We start from the raw sequence: 17,420 nt of genomic DNA, 5'->3' as shown, positions 1-17,420 counted from the left end.
ATGAAAACCAATAGATTAATCCTTCCAATTATAGCAGTACTTACTTTAGGACTTGCCCCATTTTTTCCCGAGCCTCATTTTTTCGGTAAAATACGTTGGATAATGGGTGGGGGAGAAGGTATGCAAGCTGCTGATTACTTTGATTTATTGATGCATGGCGCTCCATGGGTGTTTTTAGTGTATCGTCTTATAGAGATGTTAGTGAAGTCTTTGAAAAAGCAAAACACATAAAAAAAGCAAATGCTCAATTGATTGAGCATTTGCTTTTTTACTTCAAACGGTTTCCAAGAAAGTCCTGAAAGAAACACACTTATCTTGAAATTTTTTATTGTGCTCATCCCGTAATCTTGGAGCCTCCTCGCTCATATATTTTTCTAGCTTGTCCAGTTCATCCGTAAAATATTGCACGGCATAAGTTTCTCCTTCTCCTTCCGTTTCATTTAATAGACGTAGCATCTTATGCTCGTGAAACAAACCAGTTGCTAAAATGTCAGGAATATGGATCTCTTTCATCCAGTTTACCCAGATTTCTTCCACTTCTTTTTCAACATTCACAGTAACATTATAAATAATCATGGCGTTTTTCGATTTTTTTTTACAAATTTGGCACAATGTTTTCTTTATTTAAAACATTTTTAATGTCTCGTGGTTATTTTTTCACTTATCAACCCTTAAAAGATTTAGTGCAATAAGATTCAACTTTAATTTATTAATTTAAACCGGTAAGTAGAAAGGAGAGAAGCAAAGTGAGTAGTTATTCAATTAAAGATTTAGAACACCTATCAGGGATCAAGGCACATACCTTGAGAATTTGGGAGCAACGATATAATTTTATAGAGCCCAAAAGAACTGAAACCAACATCCGTTATTACAGCGATGAAGATTTAAAACTGGTATTAAATATTTCCACCTTAAAGGAAAACGGTTACAAGATCTCTAAAATCGCAAAAATGAGTGAGAAGGAGCTGGGCCAAGAGGTATTGAAGATAGCAGAAACTAATCTCAGATTTCCTGATCAAATCAACTCATTGACCTTGAGTATGATTGATATGGATGAGGATAGGTTTGAGAGCATATTAAACAATAATATTCTTAAGTATGGCTTTGAACGGACGATGTTAAATGTTATTTATCCGTTTTTAGCTAAAATCGGAATGTTATGGCAAACAGGGAGTATACTGCCTGCTCAAGAGCATTTTATATCTAATTTGATACGTCAGAAGATGACTGTTGCAATTGATGGTCAATATGTAACAGAGAGAGAGTCTAAAGGAAAGTGGTTATTGTATCTGCCGGAGGGTGAATTGCATGAACTATCTTTAATGTTTGCCTCGTTTTTGTTAAGAGCAAGGAAGTTTAAAGTTATTTACTTAGGACAAAATCTTCCAAAATCAGATTTATATTCAGTGAGGGAAATTCATGAGCCTGATTATGTATTGACGATCTGTACAGCTGCCCCAAAAAAATCGGAAGTACAAGAGTATATTGATGAAGTTGCAGACTTATTCAGTAGCGCAACTTTATTTGTTGGCGGTTTCCAAGTGATTGGACAGGATATAAAAAGGAAGAAGAACGTTGAGTTCATAATGAAGATGGAGGATCTACTAGACTTCATCAATGAAAAAGATATCGAATTGTCTCCAAAAAGGCCAGTTAGCCAAAAAGATATGAGATATAAGTAATATTAAATTCTCTTAAAGAGTTAGATATTAAGTCATCCGTTATCGGATGGCTTTTTTTTTGGTCATTTCTTAGTTCAATGATTGATGGGTTAAATTTTATTTGTGTATTGTTGATGTGGACAAAAACTTAAAAGTTGCAAGCATCAGATTAATAATGTTCAACATTTCTTAGACGCTATTATTGTATGTAGGTACATTGAAAAAGTGCCTCATTGTGACTTAAATTGATATTTGCTATAGTAGTCAGTTATAGATTACTTATTATGTTTAATGAAAGAATAAAAAAATTAAACAAAATATTTGGTTATTGTTTAATTAAAGTATAGATTTGTTAAACAACATTAAACATTGACAATCATGACAGCATTAGAATTTGGTTACGCGATTAACAACATGACAAAATCTATGAAACCTTTTGCATTAAGGCTGACGAAGGACATGGAGCAGGCAAATGATTTAATTCAGGAAACTGTATTGAAGGCATTTTCAAACCGAGAGAAATTTTCGGAAGGTACCAACTTAAAGGCATGGTTGTTTACTATCATGAAAAATACTTTTATTACCAATTATCAAAGAATGGTAAGGAGAAAAACTTTCATTGATACAACCGAAAACTTGCACTTCATTAATTCAACTGAAAATATTGCGCAAAATTCTGCTTATGGTTCATTCGCTATGGCCGACATTGTAAGTCAAATTTCAAAATTAGACGATGTGTATAAAGAACCATTCATGATGCATTATAGAGGTTTCAAATATCATGAAATTGCTGAAAAATTAGATATTCCAATAGGAACTGTAAAAAATAGAATCCATATTGCCAGAAAAGAGTTAAAGGATGCATTGAAGATATATGCATAATTTTATAAGTGAATGGCAAATAAAAAAGTAGTAGTAATTGGTTCTGGTTTTGCAGGTTTATCTACTGCAACTTATCTAGCCAACAGCGGCTGTGATGTTACAGTCTTAGAAAAAAATAAAGATTTAGGAGGACGAGCCCGTCAGTTCACAGCTGAGGGCTTTACTTTTGATATGGGTCCAAGCTGGTATTGGATGCCGGATGTGTTTGAGAAATATTTCGCAACCTATGGTAAGAAAGTATCAGATTACTACGATCTTCAAAGATTAGACCCTTCCTATCACGTGGTATTCGGTAAAGATGACATATTGAAAGTCCCTGCCAAGATGCAGGAGTTTAAAAATATGTTGGAAGAATTAGAGCCTGGCAGTGGTGCACAACTAGACAAGTTTCTTAAGCAAGCAGCATATAAATACGAAAAAGGGATAAATGATTTGGTGTACAAACCAGGTCGTTCGCTCACGGAGTTTATGAGTGTTAAGTTGCTTTTTGATATGGTTAGGATGGATATTTTTTCATCTATCTACAGCCACGTTAGAAAGTTTTTTAAGAATGAAAGAATCATTCGACTTATGGAATTTCCAATTTTATTTTTGGGCGCGCTTCCTGAAAATACTCCAGCGCTATATAGCTTGATGAATTATGCGGATATCAGCCTTGGGACTTGGTATCCAAAAGGTGGTATGCATAAGATTGTTGAGGGGATGGTAAAGTTGGCCGAAGAAAAGGGGGTCAAGTTTAAAACCGATCAAGAAGTAATATCTGTGGAGTGTGATGGAAAAATTGCTAAAAGGGTCATAACCAAAAATGCTTCATATGATGCAGATGTTGTAGTATCTTCAGCTGATTACGAACACACCGATCAATCAATTCTTCCTGAAAAGTTTAGAAATTATGATGCCAAATATTGGGAAAATCGCACCATGGCGCCTTCATCGTTGATATTTTATTTGGGTATTGATAAACGAATAGAGGGTTTAGTACATCATAATTTGTTTTTTGATCATGATTTTGGTCCTCATGCTCATGAGATTTACGAAAATCCGAAGTGGCCTGAAGAGCCGTTGTTTTATGTAAGCGCTCCATCAAAAACCGATAAAACTGTGGCTCCAGAAGGAAAAGAGAATATTTTTATTTTAATGCCTGTTGCTCCCGGCTTAGAGGATAGTGAGGATATAAGGGAAAAATATTATGACCTTATTATGGATAGAATGGAGAAAATATTAGGAGAAGATATAAAGAAATATGTAACTTATAAGCGTAGTTATGCGCATAATGATTTCATAAAGGATTATCACTCTTTTAAAGGAAATGCGTACGGTTTAGCGAATACCTTAAAGCAAACAGCTATTTTAAAGCCGGCTTTAAAAAATAGGAACCTGAAAAATTTTTATTATGCAGGACAGTTGACCGTACCTGGTCCTGGTGTGCCACCATCGCTAATATCAGGTCAGGTCGTGGGAAAAGAGGTGATGAAAGACTTCAATTAAGAGTTTAGCGTATGAATGCCAAAGAATTATTTAACCAAACTACTTTTGAATGTAGTAAGCTGATTACGAATAGATATAGTACGTCTTTCAGTTTAGGGATCAAAAGTCTCGATAAGAAATTTCATTATCCCATTTATGCTATTTATGGGTTTGTTCGCTATGCAGACGAAATTGTAGATACCTTTCATGAGAAAGATAAAGCCTCCCTTTTGCAAGATTTTAAAGAGCAGACTTATGAAGCTATTGAACAGGAAATAAGTTTAAATCCTGTGTTGCATTGTTTTCAAATGGTAGTAAATGAGTATCAAATAGATCATGCTTTGATTGAGGCATTTTTGCACAGTATGGAAATGGATCTGCAAGATCTTGATTATTCCCAAAGTGTATATGAAGAATACATTTATGGGTCTGCTGAGGTAGTAGGTTTAATGTGTTTAAAAATATTTTGCGAAGGAGATGAACAAGAGTATCAAGAATTACTACCTGCAGCAAAGAGTCTTGGTTCAGCCTTTCAAAAAGTAAACTTCTTACGAGATATAAAATCAGATTACTACGAAAGAGGACGAGTTTATTTTCCCGGAGTAGATTTTAACGACTTTTCTTTCTCACATAAAGAGAAAATAGAACAAGATATTCAAAAAGATTTTGACCACGCTTATGAGGGTATAGTTAATTTACCTAGAGGTGCAAGGTGGGGAGTTTATTTAGCCTACACTTATTACTTGAAGTTGTTTGATAAGATAAAGAAATTTCCACCCAATAAGATTTTAGAAGAAAGAGTGAGAGTGACTGATTCTAAAAAACTATTTCTGCTGTTAGGTAGTTATGTTAAACATCAGTTTAATACGCTATAAAAATTACCCATGATGAACCTAAACGTTAAGATCGATAATAGTTCCGGATTCTGTTTTGGAGTGGTTTATGCCATAGAAATGGCAGAAGATATGCTGGAAGAACAAGGGTACCTTTATTGCTTGGGGGACATTGTGCATAACGATGAAGAGGTTAAAAGATTAGAAGCTAAGGGCCTGAGAATTATAGATAGAGATGCTTTAAAGGAATTAACCAATGAAAGAGTTTTAATTAGAGCTCATGGAGAACCCCCTTCAACTTACAAATTAGCGATTGAAAATAATCTTACACTTGTTGATGCATCCTGTCCAGTTGTACTAAAGTTACAGAATAGGATTAAAAACTCCTTCGATAAAAAAGAGCAGATCTATATATACGGAAAGCATGGACATGCCGAGGTGGAAGGCTTATTAGGACAGACTAATCAAGAAGCGGTAGTGTTTCAAGATATCAGTGAATTAGATATTGACAGCTTACCTAGAGAAATGACTTTATATAGTCAAACTACTAAAAGCACAGATAATTTTTATAAAATTAAAGAAATCTTGACTGAGGCGGGTATTAGCGTAAATGCAAATGATACTATATGCCGACAGGTTTCTAATAGAGATAAGGAATTAAGATCCTTTGCCGGAGAATTTGATAAAATTGTTTTCGTTTCGGGAACAAAATCATCTAACGGAAAGGTTCTATACAATGTATGTAAGGATAAGAATCCAAATACGTATTTCATCTCTAATATCACAGAATTAGATCAAAGCTGGTTTTTGGAAAATGATTCAGTTGGAATCTGTGGAGCGACATCAACCCCTATGTGGTTAATGGAGCAAGTTCGAGACGAATTATTGAAATTTTAATCCAAATCTTAGTTAATTTGCAGTCATGTCAGAAGTTTTGACCATATTATTTTATGCTTTTTTGGTTGTAGGAACTTTCTTCTTCATGGAGGGAGTGGCTTGGTTTACTCATAAGTACATTATGCATGGGTTTTTGTGGACTTGGCACAGATCACATCATAAAGTCCATAATCATACACTAGAACGAAATGATTTATTTGCTGTGGTTTTTAGTGTTCCTTCAGCTAGCCTAATCATGGCGGGTATTGAATTTCCACAGTTAAGGTGGTTGTTGTTTGTTGGAATAGGCGTAGCCTGCTATGGGGTCTTCTATGTGTTGTTTCATGATATACTAGTCCATAGAAGAATGAAAATAAAATTTAAAGCTAAAAATTCTTATCTCAAAAGAATGATAAGGGCTCATTATATTCATCATGAAGTGCACTCTAAAGAAGGAGCAGAAGCTTTTGGCTTTCTTTATGCTCCAAAAAAATACGAGCCTAAAGAAGAGAAAAGTAATGCTTAAAATACTTTTTCCTTAAAATTCAAAATATTCCTCATTTGCAATGAAGATTCTTCAAATTGCGAATTTTTAATGAGATAACAGCGTAAAGGCGATTGCCAACTTGAGATATGAGTTGCAAACAGACTGGTACTTAAATTACATTTCGTTTTCACAATACAATCGTAATCTAGATTTCCTTGTATTAAGATTCTCTTGGCAAAAACTTTGCTTCTCTGAGTATCCTAGCTAAAGTGGTGGGTAAGTGTTCGAGATTTTTTTGCGTAAAAGGCGCTACTCCAGAATTTTCAATCCAGCATCTCAGCCTTTAATTTTTCCCAATCTTCATTTTTGTATTTTTCATAGCAATGCATGTGATAGCCATCGAGTTTAATAAGTGAATCAAAAAGCTTAACCTTTTCGGCTTTGCTCAAATTCCCAACCAAATGCTGGCTCACTTCATTGGCTTTCGTCATGACGCTAAAACTTGCAATTCTACCCAGCTCAGTAAGTTTCAAATCTTTACTTCGTTTATCCTTCTCATTTGACTTTTCTTCTAAAATCCCATTCTTCACCAGTCTTTTGATGGTTTCAAAAATGGTAGTTTTTTCTTGAAGCGAATGATTCGCCACCTCAGATTTACTGCAACCTTCATGGCTCATTACAAATAAAGCAATGCCAAATTCAGTTAAATTGTGGAGGGGTTGATTAGCAAAAGCTTTCTTCTCCCAAATTTGAGTAAAACTCATCATTCGTCCCCAAACCCAACCTATATATTCATCTGCAGATTGAGCAGGGAATGGAAATGGCATCTTTTTGCTCATCTCTGACAAATCATCTTCTTTTTCACCGCCCTCTTCCTGATTAGATAAACTTTTTCCAAACTCTTGTAAGTCACCGTCTGGGTTTTTTTTTATGAATATCCTGTAGAGTTCCAACAGCTTAATTCCTTTATCTAACATTTATTAAAAATTTTTGTACTAATATTAAAACAAGATTGTAACATAAATGTTATGAATTTGTAATAATATTAAATCATAAACTTAAAAATAGAAAATGATACGTTACTTTTTGGGATTAATGAGTACCCTAGTTGTTTTATTAGTGAACGCTCAAGTAGTTTTAGCACAGGGTCAGGCAAGTTTCGGAGGATATGTTAAGGATGCCAAAACCGAGGAGCCACTAATTGGAGCAACCGTAATTATTGAAGGTACTGAATTAGGTGCTGTTACAAATGTGGAAGGTTTTTACGAAATCAAAAATATCGAGCCAAAATCTTATACAGTAACGGCTTCTTATGTTGGCTATGAAAAAGCTTCAAAATTCAACGTGACCGTACGTTCTGGAGGAATCCCTAATGTTAATTTTGATTTACAAGAAAATGTAGAGCAACTAGAAGGAGTGACAGTCAGAGCTAATCCGTTTAAGAAAAATGAGGAAACGCCACTTTCTATTCAAAAATTATCACCAGAAGAAATTGCAACATATCCAGGGGGAAATAATGATATTGCGAAAGTAGCCCAATCTTTGCCAGGAGTTAGTGGTTCAGTTGGTGGTTTCAGAAATGATATTATTATTAGAGGTGGTGCGCCAAACGAAAATGTTTACTATTTGGATGGTATTGAAATTCCTAATATCAATCACTTTAGTACTCAAGGAAGTGCTGGTGGTCCTGTTGGATTATTAAATGTATCTTTTTTTGAAGGGGTTACTCTATCATCCAGTGCTTTTGGAAGTCAATATGATAATGTTCTTTCCGGTGTTCTGCAGTTTGATCAAAGAGATGGAAATAGAAGAGAGTTTAAAAATAATTTTAGGTTAAGTAGTAGTGAAGCGGCCGTAACCACTGAAGGTCCTTTATTCAAAAAGAAAGATGAAGAGGCTAGCAACACCTCTTTCATTGCTTCTGTTAGAAGGTCTTATTTACAGTTGTTATTTCAGGCGATAGATCTTCCATTCTTGCCGGATTATTGGGATTATCAATACAAACTAACGCATAAATTCGATGAATATAATGAATTGGTTTTTACAGGTGTTGGGTCTATCGATGATTTGACAATTAATGCTCCCGATGATTTTGATGCTGAACAACAAGCAGTTTTGGATCAGATACCTGTGATTCAGCAATGGAGTACAACTTCCGGCTTAAGTTGGAAACGAAGATTTAAGGATAATTCAGGTTTTATGACAACAGCGTTAAGTACCAATATTTTGAATAATCAATTTGAGCAATTTGAAGATAATGTAAATCAGGAAGGTTTAGTGTTCAGCAATAATTCACAAGAGCAAGAGGTAAAGCTCCGATATAATGTAACAAAGTTCATGGAGGATTGGACCTTAAATACAGGGTTTATAGTGCAAGAGGCCATATATTCTAATAATTCCGAATTGATAGATCAAAACAGAGGTTTCAGTTATGATAATAGTCTAAATTTCACTCGCTACGGCCTACATGGACAAGCTTCACGAAGTTTTGTAAATGACAGACTAGGTTTATCCGCTGGTTTCAGAGTAGATGGAAATACTTTTACAGATACGGGTAATGAAATTTACAGAACCTTTAGTCCAAGATTTTCAGCCTCCTATACCTTTGACAAAAAACGAAAATGGACTGTAAATGCATCGGTAGGTAGATATTTTAAAATCCCACCATACACGATTTTAGGTTTTACTGATCAAAATGATAACTATGCGAATAGGGAAGCTGAGTATATCCAAAGCGACCATTTGGTTGCGGGTATAGAATATTTAGTTACTCCATCCTCTCGTTTCAGTATTGAAGGTTTTTACAAGAAATATGATAACTATCCTGTTTCTGTTGTGGATAGCGTATCATTAGCGAATCTGGGGGGTGGTTTTTCAGTGCTAGGTAATGAGAATATTGAAAGTGTAGGACTAGGAAGAACATATGGTATGGAATTTTTGTACCAACGAAAGCTCACAAAAGATTTTTATGCAATTTTAGCCTACACTCTGTATAGAAGTGAATTTACGGGTTTTGATCAAGATGAATATTTAAGGTCCACTTGGGACAATAGGAATTTACTGACTTTCACGGGAGGTTACAAATTTGGAAATAATTGGGAGTTGAGTGCTCGGGTTCGTTATTTAGGAAGAACTCCACTTGCGCCAGTTGACCAAGAAGCTACATTAAATTCATACCCAAACATTGTGAGAGATTACTCTCGACAAGGAGATTTATTACTTGATCCGTTTAATCAAACAGATATTAGAATCGATAAAAAATGGAATTTTGACAACTGGACCTTCAATATTTTCTTTGAAGTTCAAAATGCATTTGTTCAGGATTTACCCTCTGAACCTAGCTTTGGTTTAAGGAGAAATGATGACGGGGAAATTCAACAGCCTAGGGAATTGGTTAGGATTGCAGATGTTAGTAATAGTTCCTTATTACCTAACTTGGGTATTGTAATTGATTTCTAATTTATATTAACGGATTAGGTGGTTTTCCAGAAAGTTTTGATATTTTTAAATTTTTAACATTAAACTTTCAACCAAATGAAAAATATCACCTTCGTAGTTTCGATAATACTATTAGTGATCTGTAGCAAAGCGAATGCTCAAATCGAATTTGAAAAAGGGTTTTACATAGATCAGTTCGCTGATACTATTGTTTGTTATGTGAAGAACTTTGGATGGTCTTCCACCCCAGATAATTTTACAGTGAAATCATTAGATAATCAAACTGTCTATAGCATAGATGCAGATGAAATTAAATCGATTCAAATTGGAGATAGAATTAAATTTGTAAATAGAATTGTACAGGAGGATATTTCCGATAATAATCAGCAACGTATTGCAATAAAAAGAAAGGTTGAATTCAATCAAAATCAACGAATTCTAAAAGTTTTGATTGAGTCAAAATTTTCGCTGTACATGATAGAAGAAGGTGAATATAAAGATTATTTCTATTCTGAAGATAATGGAGTAATAAAGCAATTGGTTAACAAGAAATTTGCTGTTACTGGCAATGGATTTGCTAAAAGCAATGAGTATTTAAAACAACTATTACGCATCAATACTTGTGAAACAGAGAAGCTAAATAGTTTTGTAAAAAACATGAGATTATCAGAAAATAATTTGATTTCATATTTTTTACAAATTAATCAATGTTCTAGTTCAAAAATTAAAAGATATGAAGAATTAAGACCAGAAGGTAAAACTGTTGCCAATTTTTCATTTAAGGCGGGAGTTAATACCGCTAAAAGCAGGTATATTTTTGCTTCACCCAATTCAGCAAAAGAGATAGAAGTTCCTAGAAACACATCTTATACCCTAGGATTAGAAGTGGAAATACCTCTGAAGGTAAATCAATATAAGTGGTCAGTTATTTTTGAACCAACCTACAAACAATTAGCCTCTTCTACAACAGTAGTTGATCAGGGTCTAGATCGAGAATATGAATATCAAATTTACTCTATTGATATTCCTTTAGGTATACGGTATAAAATGTATTTAAAAGAAAATCTAAATCTTTTTTTAAATTTTAAAGTACAGCATACTTTTCATGTCGGAAACTCATACGTTGATTTGGACTTTGGTCAAGATCATTCTGCTCAAACAAGATTTAATTTTAGCTATGGAGCTGGAATAAAATGGAAAAAATTCAGTTTAGAATACCGCAGAGATAGTCAAGATATACTGTTCCAAAGAGTTTATGAGCAATTCATGAATTATAATAATGCAATGGTAATTGGATACAATTTTCGTTAAGTATTATAGCATCACTGGAAATTGATTTACTCAGATTGGTGAATTTTGATAAAGATCATTTTGTCTTTGAGGCTGCCGATTTATCAATCTTTACTAAAAATATACTTTTGAGTTTCTTCTATCATCGAATTTTGACATTACTGTATGATTTTATCAAGTACATTTAATTTCTTAAAAATAATAGTTTAATTTTGATTTTGAATAAATTAATGGTTACAACTACATGTTTTGTTGTAAACTTAAATTTAGATTTATAATTAAACTATCACTAAATGAAAATAGCAGTAGTAGGCACAGGTTATGTAGGATTAGTAACGGGAACATGCTTTGCAGAGACCGGCAATCACGTGACTTGTGTTGACATAGATGAAGCCAAAGTCCAGAAATTACAATCAGGTAAAGTAACTATTTATGAACCGGGTCTGGAAGTAATTTTTGAGAGAAATATAAAACAGAAACGATTAGATTTCACTACCAACCTTAAAGAAGGAATTAAAGATGCGGAAGTTATTTTCTTAGCATTACCTACACCTCCTGGTGGAGATGGTGCTGCTGATTTGCAATACGTTTTGAAAGTGGCGGATGATCTAGGGCATATCCTTGAAAATTACGCTGTAGTGGTAGATAAAAGTACTGTTCCAGTAGGAACTGCTGATAAAGTGCATGCCGCTATTGCTAAGCATGCCAAAGTGGATTTCGATGTGGTTTCTAATCCTGAGTTCTTGAGAGAAGGTGTAGCCGTAGATGATTTTATGAAGCCTGATAGAGTGGTAATTGGAACCCAGTCGGAAAGGGCAATCAAAATAATGGATAGACTTTACGCTCCTTTAGTCCGTCAAGGTAATCCTATCATTTTCATGGACGAAAAATCTGCGGAATTGACTAAATATGCAGCCAATTCTTTCTTAGCCACGAAGATTACTTTTATGAATGAAATAGCTAATCTTTGCGAAAAACTAGGTGCCAATGTAGACATGGTGCGCAAAGGCATTGGAACCGATACTCGGATAGGGAAGCGATTTCTTTTTGCAGGTATTGGCTATGGGGGTAGTTGTTTTCCAAAAGATGTTCAAGCACTGGCGAAATCAGCTAAAGATGCTAATTACGATTTTAAAATATTGAATGCGGTAATGGATGTGAATACCACGCAGAAAACCCGCTTAATGGATAATCTAAATGGCTATTTCAAAAATGATTTAAAAGGAAAGACCATTGCAATGTGGGGATTAGCATTTAAGCCTAATACAGACGATATCAGAGAGGCACCGGCATTGTATAATATAGAAGCCCTCATCCAGGCAGGAGCTAAAGTACAAGCTTATGATCCGGAAGCGATGGAGAATGTCAAAGGGCAGCTTGGTAGTAAAATTACCTATGCAGATAATCCTTACCAGGCATTGGAAGGGGCAGATGCCTTAATGATTATGACCGAATGGCCAGTATTTAGAACTCCTGATTTCAATGTAATCAAAAAGGAATTGAATGAAACATTGATTTTAGATGGTAGAAATTTGTATGAAGTTGAACAGATGAGGGAATTAGGCTTCACTTATTTTAGTATAGGAAGATCATAATGATGTCAAAAGATAGAGTTTTAATTACAGGCGCTGCGGGATTTTTGGGATCCCATTTGTGTGATAGGTTCATCAAGGAAGGCTATGAAGTAATCGGGATGGACAATCTAATCACGGGCTCTATGGATAATATTGCTCATTTGATGGGGAAGGAAAATTTTGAATTCTATCACCATGATGTTAGCAAATATGTGCATGTACCAGGAGAGCTAAAATACATTCTACATTTTGCTTCTCCTGCCAGCCCGATTGATTACTTAAAGATTCCTATTCAGACCTTAAAGGTAGGAGCTCACGGAACACATAATCTATTAGGCCTTGCCAAAGAAAAGAAAGCAAGGATTTTGGTGGCTTCAACTTCTGAAGTTTATGGAGATCCATTGGTGCATCCGCAAACAGAGGACTACTACGGAAATGTAAACCCAATCGGGCCTAGAGGGGTTTATGATGAAGCGAAACGCTTTATGGAATCGATTACCATGGCGTATCATACTTACCATCAACTAGAAACACGAATAGTTAGAATATTCAATACTTATGGTCCGAGAATGAGGTTAAATGATGGAAGGGTTCTGCCTGCCTTTATAGGCCAAGCTTTAAGAGGAGAAGATTTAACTATTTTTGGTGATGGTTCACAAACCCGATCATTTTGCTATGTAGATGATTTAGTAGAGGGTATTTACCGTTTGCTACTAAGTGACCATTCTTACCCAGTGAATATTGGAAATCCCGATGAGATCACTATTTCGGAATTTGCAGAAGAGATCATTAAATTGACTGGCACTACCCAAAAAGTCGTCTATAAAGATTTACCAAAAGACGATCCCAAGAAACGTCAACCTGATATAACGAAAGCAAAAGAAATTTTGGGTTGGGGACCAAAGGTAGATAGACAAGAAGGATTGAAGATTACTTATGAATACTTCAAATCGCTTGATAAAGAAAAACTGTTCGAAAAAGAACATAAAGATTTTGAAAAATATATAGTAAAGTAATGGCAAAGAAAGTACTTGTTACAGGAGGATTAGGATATATTGGTTCTCATACGGTTATTGAATTAATGAATCAAGGTTACGAGCCACTGATTATTGATAATCTTTCTAACAGTGAGGTGTCCGTTTTGGATAGGATAGAGAAAATCACTGGTAAGCGCCCCGAATTTCAGCAAATAGAAATGCGAGATAAGGAGCAATTGCAAGAAGTTTTTTGGAGCAACAACAATCAAATCGTTGGAGTGATCCATTTTGCTGCTGTTTTGTTGGTTGGTGAATCGGTTGAACAACCATTACACTATTATTTCAATAACCTTACTTCCACTATCAATTTATTGGAGTGTATGAATGAATTCGATGTAAAACCCATTGTTTTCTCTTCATCTTGTACAGTTTACGGTAATCCTGATCAATTGCCAGTTAGTGAGAATGCGCCAATTAAAGCTGCTGTTTCTCCATATGGTAATACAAAAAAAGTATGCGAAGATATTTTGAAGGATGCGAGTGTTGCTCATCCTATTAAGGTGGTTTCTTTAAGGTATTTTAATCCAATTGGTGCTCATAAGTCTGCTCTATTAGGGGAATTTCAGTCAGGACCGCCTCATCATTTGGTGCCTTTCATTACGGAAACAGCAACAGGTAAAAGAGCTAAGTTAAATATCTTTGGTGATGATTGGAATACTGCAGATGGGACATGTGTTAGGGATTACATTCATGTTTCTGATGTAGCAGAAGCTCATATAAATGCAATGGAATATGCTATTAAACAAGACGATAATTCATTTAATGTATTTAACATTGGCTCAGGAAATGGTTATTCTGTTTTGGAGATGGTCAAAAGTTTTGAGAAAACGACTGGCAAGCAAGTTCCTTACCAAATCGTAGCGAGACGCCCGGGGGATGTAGAAGCGGTTTATGCTGATAATACTAAAGCTATAAAAGAGTTGAACTTCAAAACTAAAAGAGGAATTGATGAAATGCTAAAATCAGCTTGGGATTGGGAACAAGCTTTGGCAAAGCAATAAAGGATTGCTAGGTTTATTTACCTGTTTTTATTCTTCATATACTCTTGTTGAAACTAGTTTGCAGTTTATTTTATTGTTTACTTATGAGTAACCTCAATAAACTTGGATATGGCTTGTAATACTTCCGCTTCTTCTTCAAACATACCCATATGCCCAGTTTTCGGGAGATTTTTCAGGTATGGGTGTTTCATAAATTTAATTTGTGATTTACTTAGAGCAACAGGGATGCTAGGATCTTCCTCCCCATATACGTATAAAATGGAGCCTTCAAATTCTTTTATGAAATCCAAACTATCGCTACGGTCACGCATTGCTAACATATAATCAGTAAGCGTTTTTTCGGGGATTTTACTTCCTTCTTCCACAATGGCTTGGATGGTTTCTTGTAATTTATCCCTATGGTTTTCATGAAATAACATAGGAACAAAACTCTCAATGAATTTCTCCACTCCATGTCTTTGAATGAACTCAATAGATTTTTCTCTACCTTCTTTTTTCTCTTCTGTATCCGCAAGTGCTGAGGAGTGAATCAAACCAATGTGAGAAACGATATTGGGAAATCTCTTAGCGATTTCAAGAGTTATGTAGCCCCCCAAAGAATGCCCCATAATAATGCATTCTGCTACATTCAACTTTTTTAGGCAATCGTATATAGAGTTGGCTACCATATCGAGACTATGCTCGTACGGTAAGCTATCGCTTTTTCCAAATCCAGGTAAGTCAGGAGTAATTACCTTATATTTATTGGATAATTTTTCCCGATAGTGATCCCATATCTTGTGGGTTTCCCCATAGCCGTGTAAAAAAACTACCGGATAACCTTTTCCGGAAACTTCATAGTGAATGGTCATAATTTAGCATGTAATGATTGTTCAACCATCTGAAGCGCTGTGGTAAAAATGCCTTCCGGGTCGAAGTTGCATTCTGCATGCAATTCATGTTGTTCTCCATGTTCTACAACTCTATCCGGAATACCCAAACGTTTCACTTGTGAAGAATAGTCATTTTCTGCCATAAATTCAAGAATTGCACTACCAAATCCTCCCATAAGACAACCATCTTCTATGGTTATTACCTTTTTATATTGGGAAAATACCTGATGTAACAATTTTTCATCTAATGGTTTTACGAATCGCATATCAAAAACTGCTGCATCAACTCCTTCTTCTGCTAATTTTTCAGCAGCTTCCATTGCATAATTGCCAATATGTCCAATACTTAATAGTGCTATATCTTTTCCTTCTTTAACCTGTCGTCCAGTTCCAATTTCTATTGCTTCCATTGGAGTTCTCCACTCAGGCATTACGCCTTTACCTCTAGGGTAGCGAATGGTAAAAGCTGCCCCTTCTCTAGGTAATTGAGAGGTATACATCATATTTCTCAATTCTGATTCATTCATTGGAGAAGCGACTATCATATTAGGAATGCATCGCATATAAGCGATATCATAGTTTCCGTGATGAGTTGGGCCGTCAGCACCTGCAAATCCTGCTCTGTCGAGATAGAAATTAACGGGTAAATCTTGGATACATACATCATGAATTACCTGATCATATCCTCTTTGCATAAAAGTGCTGTATACATTGCAAAAAGGAATCAATCCTTGTGTTGCTAATCCAGCTGAAAAAGTAACTGCATGTTGTTCTGCAATACCCACATCAAAAGCTCTGTCTGGCATAGCTTTCATCATTATATTTAATGAAGAACCTGATGGCATGGCAGGAGTAACTCCTACGATTTTTTCGTTCTGTTCAGCTAATTCCACTATAGTGTGACCAAAAACTTCTTGATATTTTGGTGCAGAGGGCTTATCAACAGGTTTTTTCTGAATTTCTCCAGTTATTTTATCAAATTTACCTGGTGCATGCCATTTAGTTTGGTCTTTTTCGGCAGGACCAAATCCTTTACCTTTAGTTGTAACGCAATGTAAAACTTTTGGTCCTGGAATATCTTTTAAATCCCTTAATACATGAACCAAGTGATTTACGTCATGGCCATCTACTGGTCCGAAATATCTCAAATTAAGAGATTCGAATAAGTTACTTTGCTTAAGTAAGAAAGATTTTATGCTGTTCTCTAACTTGCCGACAACCTCTTGAGCACTTTTACCAAAGCCGCTAACTTTACCTAATAATTTCCAAACATCGTCCCGCATCCTATTGTAAGTATGCGATGTAGTGATATCGGTTAAATATTCTTTTAATGCGCCTACATTTGGGTCAATAGACATGCAGTTATCATTCAAAATAATAATCATATTAGCATCGGAAGCTCCCGCATGGTTCATACCTTCGAAGGCCATTCCACCGGTCATTGCACCATCACCAATAATTGCTATATGTTGTTTTTCGAATTCGCCTTTCAAATTAGACGCTAGAGCCATGCCCAAAGCAGCAGAAATTGAAGTTGAGGAATGACCTACTCCAAAAGCATCGTATTCGCTTTCTTTTCTTTTTGGGAATCCCGACATTCCACCATAAACCCGGTTAGTATGGAAACTCTCTTTTCTTCCCGTCAAGATTTTATGGCCATAAGCTTGGTGTCCTACATCCCAAATAACTTGATCTTCTGGTGTATTGAATACATAGTGAAGTGCTGTTGTAAGTTCTACAACACCTAAACTTGCCCCAAAGTGACCACCATAAATCGATACATTATCAATGATGAATTGTCTTAACTCTTGGCTTAATTGGACTAACTGAGACTGATCGAGGCTCCTGAGATCAGCAGGGCTATCAATCTTTGATAAAAGTTCTCCGGGTTGAATTAGCATAATGTCTTAATATGTTTAATGCTGAAAACAAATACTAAATGTAAATGTTTCGTACGATTAAATTTTGCTACAAAACTTTTTATTTCACGTAAAATCTAATC

16 protein-coding genes are annotated in these 17,420 nt (G+C 35.3%); 12 read left to right on the top strand and 4 right to left on the bottom strand.

Features of this window, described 5'->3' with window-relative positions; all coding sequences use genetic code 11:
* On the top strand, window positions 1-231 hold the full coding sequence (locus tag B9Y84_RS08185) for a hypothetical protein (protein WP_085516606.1): 231 nt from the start codon (window positions 1-3) through the stop codon (window positions 229-231).
* Between the two features lie 42 nt (window positions 232-273).
* Here B9Y84_RS08185 and B9Y84_RS08180 read toward each other — a convergent pair whose 3' ends face one another.
* Window positions 274-576, bottom strand: a complete 303-nt coding sequence (locus B9Y84_RS08180; protein ID WP_085516605.1) for a DUF4286 family protein — start codon at window positions 574-576, stop codon at window positions 274-276.
* 170 nt (window positions 577-746) lie between these two features.
* Between B9Y84_RS08180 and B9Y84_RS08175 the strand changes: the two genes are divergently transcribed.
* The 6 genes from B9Y84_RS08175 to B9Y84_RS08150 all read left to right on the top strand — a co-directional run bounded on the left by B9Y84_RS08175 (window position 747) and on the right by B9Y84_RS08150 (window position 6,245).
* Complete coding sequence (locus B9Y84_RS08175; RefSeq protein ID WP_085516604.1) at window positions 747-1,682, top strand: MerR family transcriptional regulator; 936 nt, start codon at window positions 747-749, stop codon at window positions 1,680-1,682.
* A gap of 357 nt (window positions 1,683-2,039) precedes the next feature.
* Window positions 2,040-2,543: an RNA polymerase sigma factor gene (locus tag B9Y84_RS08170; protein WP_085516603.1), complete on the top strand. Its 504-nt coding sequence runs from the start codon at window positions 2,040-2,042 to the stop codon at window positions 2,541-2,543.
* 12 nt (window positions 2,544-2,555) lie between these two features.
* Window positions 2,556-4,031 carry a phytoene desaturase family protein gene (locus B9Y84_RS08165; RefSeq protein WP_085516602.1) on the top strand — a complete coding sequence of 492 codons (1,476 nt, stop codon included), beginning with the start codon at window positions 2,556-2,558 and terminating at the stop codon, window positions 4,029-4,031.
* A gap of 11 nt (window positions 4,032-4,042) precedes the next feature.
* Window positions 4,043-4,885: a phytoene/squalene synthase family protein gene (locus tag B9Y84_RS08160; protein ID WP_085516601.1), complete on the top strand. Its 843-nt coding sequence runs from the start codon at window positions 4,043-4,045 to the stop codon at window positions 4,883-4,885.
* 9 nt (window positions 4,886-4,894) lie between these two features.
* The gene (locus tag B9Y84_RS08155) at window positions 4,895-5,740 is read left to right on the top strand and encodes a 4-hydroxy-3-methylbut-2-enyl diphosphate reductase (RefSeq protein ID WP_176223750.1); all 846 of its coding nucleotides are present in this window, start codon (window positions 4,895-4,897) and stop codon (window positions 5,738-5,740) included.
* A gap of 25 nt (window positions 5,741-5,765) precedes the next feature.
* On the top strand, window positions 5,766-6,245 hold the full coding sequence (locus tag B9Y84_RS08150) for a sterol desaturase family protein (RefSeq protein ID WP_085516600.1): 480 nt from the start codon (window positions 5,766-5,768) through the stop codon (window positions 6,243-6,245).
* A gap of 284 nt (window positions 6,246-6,529) precedes the next feature.
* On the opposite strand, the gene B9Y84_RS08145 is transcribed toward B9Y84_RS08150, so the two are convergent.
* On the bottom strand, window positions 6,530-7,183 hold the full coding sequence (locus tag B9Y84_RS08145) for a MarR family winged helix-turn-helix transcriptional regulator (RefSeq protein WP_085516599.1): 654 nt from the start codon (window positions 7,181-7,183) through the stop codon (window positions 6,530-6,532).
* Between the two features lie 94 nt (window positions 7,184-7,277).
* On the opposite strand from B9Y84_RS08145, the gene B9Y84_RS08140 reads away from it, so the two are divergent.
* The 5 genes from B9Y84_RS08140 (at window position 7,278) to galE (ending at window position 14,546) form a co-directional block, all read left to right on the top strand.
* Window positions 7,278-9,665, top strand: coding sequence for a TonB-dependent receptor (locus B9Y84_RS08140; protein WP_085516598.1), 2,388 nt, complete (start codon window positions 7,278-7,280; stop codon window positions 9,663-9,665).
* 75 nt (window positions 9,666-9,740) lie between these two features.
* Window positions 9,741-10,955, top strand: a complete 1,215-nt coding sequence (locus tag B9Y84_RS08135; protein WP_085516597.1) for an outer membrane beta-barrel protein — start codon at window positions 9,741-9,743, stop codon at window positions 10,953-10,955.
* A 272-nt stretch (window positions 10,956-11,227) separates the two neighbouring features.
* Window positions 11,228-12,529 (top strand): UDP-glucose dehydrogenase family protein, encoded by a 1,302-nt coding sequence (locus B9Y84_RS08130; protein ID WP_085516596.1) that lies wholly within the window; start codon window positions 11,228-11,230, stop codon window positions 12,527-12,529.
* Between the two features lie 2 nt (window positions 12,530-12,531).
* Window positions 12,532-13,524: a UDP-glucuronic acid decarboxylase family protein gene (locus B9Y84_RS08125; protein ID WP_085516595.1), complete on the top strand. Its 993-nt coding sequence runs from the start codon at window positions 12,532-12,534 to the stop codon at window positions 13,522-13,524.
* Complete coding sequence (gene galE / locus B9Y84_RS08120; protein WP_085516594.1) at window positions 13,524-14,546, top strand: UDP-glucose 4-epimerase GalE; 1,023 nt, start codon at window positions 13,524-13,526, stop codon at window positions 14,544-14,546. Before B9Y84_RS08125 ends, galE begins: the two co-directional genes overlap by 1 nt.
* Window positions 14,547-14,623: 77 nt before the next feature.
* On the opposite strand, the gene B9Y84_RS08115 is transcribed toward galE, so the two are convergent.
* Together B9Y84_RS08115 and dxs are read right to left on the bottom strand one after the other, a co-directional pair.
* Window positions 14,624-15,397 carry an alpha/beta fold hydrolase gene (locus B9Y84_RS08115; RefSeq protein WP_085516593.1) on the bottom strand — a complete coding sequence of 258 codons (774 nt, stop codon included), beginning with the start codon at window positions 15,395-15,397 and terminating at the stop codon, window positions 14,624-14,626.
* The gene (dxs, locus tag B9Y84_RS08110) at window positions 15,394-17,319 is read right to left on the bottom strand and encodes a 1-deoxy-D-xylulose-5-phosphate synthase (protein ID WP_085516592.1); all 1,926 of its coding nucleotides are present in this window, start codon (window positions 17,317-17,319) and stop codon (window positions 15,394-15,396) included. The genes B9Y84_RS08115 and dxs overlap by 4 nt, the downstream gene beginning before the upstream one ends.
* Window positions 17,320-17,420 lie beyond the last annotated feature (101 nt).

The sequence above is a fragment of the Marivirga sericea genome (genome assembly GCF_900177665.1).
Taxonomy (GTDB): domain Bacteria; phylum Bacteroidota; class Bacteroidia; order Cytophagales; family Cyclobacteriaceae; genus Marivirga; species Marivirga sericea.
The sequence above is the reverse complement of the archived record's forward strand: the minus strand, read 5'-3'. Positions and strand labels throughout refer to the sequence as shown.

What these genes read in the sequence shown, in the direction of transcription:
- B9Y84_RS08185 (WP_085516606.1), top strand. Translation starts at nt 1, where the DNA reads ATGAAAACCAATAGATTAATCCTTCCAATTATAGCAGTACTTACTTTA.
- B9Y84_RS08180 (WP_085516605.1), bottom strand. Translation starts at nt 576, where the DNA reads ATGATTATTTATAATGTTACTGTGAATGTTGAAAAAGAAGTGGAAGAA.
- B9Y84_RS08170 (WP_085516603.1), top strand. Translation starts at nt 2,040, where the DNA reads ATGACAGCATTAGAATTTGGTTACGCGATTAACAACATGACAAAATCT.
- B9Y84_RS08165 (WP_085516602.1), top strand. Translation starts at nt 2,556, where the DNA reads ATGGCAAATAAAAAAGTAGTAGTAATTGGTTCTGGTTTTGCAGGTTTA.
- B9Y84_RS08160 (WP_085516601.1), top strand. Translation starts at nt 4,043, where the DNA reads ATGAATGCCAAAGAATTATTTAACCAAACTACTTTTGAATGTAGTAAG.
- B9Y84_RS08155 (WP_176223750.1), top strand. Translation starts at nt 4,895, where the DNA reads ATGATGAACCTAAACGTTAAGATCGATAATAGTTCCGGATTCTGTTTT.
- B9Y84_RS08150 (WP_085516600.1), top strand. Translation starts at nt 5,766, where the DNA reads ATGTCAGAAGTTTTGACCATATTATTTTATGCTTTTTTGGTTGTAGGA.
- B9Y84_RS08145 (WP_085516599.1), bottom strand. Translation starts at nt 7,183, where the DNA reads ATGTTAGATAAAGGAATTAAGCTGTTGGAACTCTACAGGATATTCATA.
- B9Y84_RS08140 (WP_085516598.1), top strand. Translation starts at nt 7,278, where the DNA reads ATGATACGTTACTTTTTGGGATTAATGAGTACCCTAGTTGTTTTATTA.
- B9Y84_RS08135 (WP_085516597.1), top strand. Translation starts at nt 9,741, where the DNA reads ATGAAAAATATCACCTTCGTAGTTTCGATAATACTATTAGTGATCTGT.
- B9Y84_RS08130 (WP_085516596.1), top strand. Translation starts at nt 11,228, where the DNA reads ATGAAAATAGCAGTAGTAGGCACAGGTTATGTAGGATTAGTAACGGGA.
- B9Y84_RS08125 (WP_085516595.1), top strand. Translation starts at nt 12,532, where the DNA reads ATGTCAAAAGATAGAGTTTTAATTACAGGCGCTGCGGGATTTTTGGGA.
- galE (WP_085516594.1), top strand. Translation starts at nt 13,524, where the DNA reads ATGGCAAAGAAAGTACTTGTTACAGGAGGATTAGGATATATTGGTTCT.
- B9Y84_RS08115 (WP_085516593.1), bottom strand. Translation starts at nt 15,397, where the DNA reads ATGACCATTCACTATGAAGTTTCCGGAAAAGGTTATCCGGTAGTTTTT.
- dxs (WP_085516592.1), bottom strand. Translation starts at nt 17,319, where the DNA reads ATGCTAATTCAACCCGGAGAACTTTTATCAAAGATTGATAGCCCTGCT.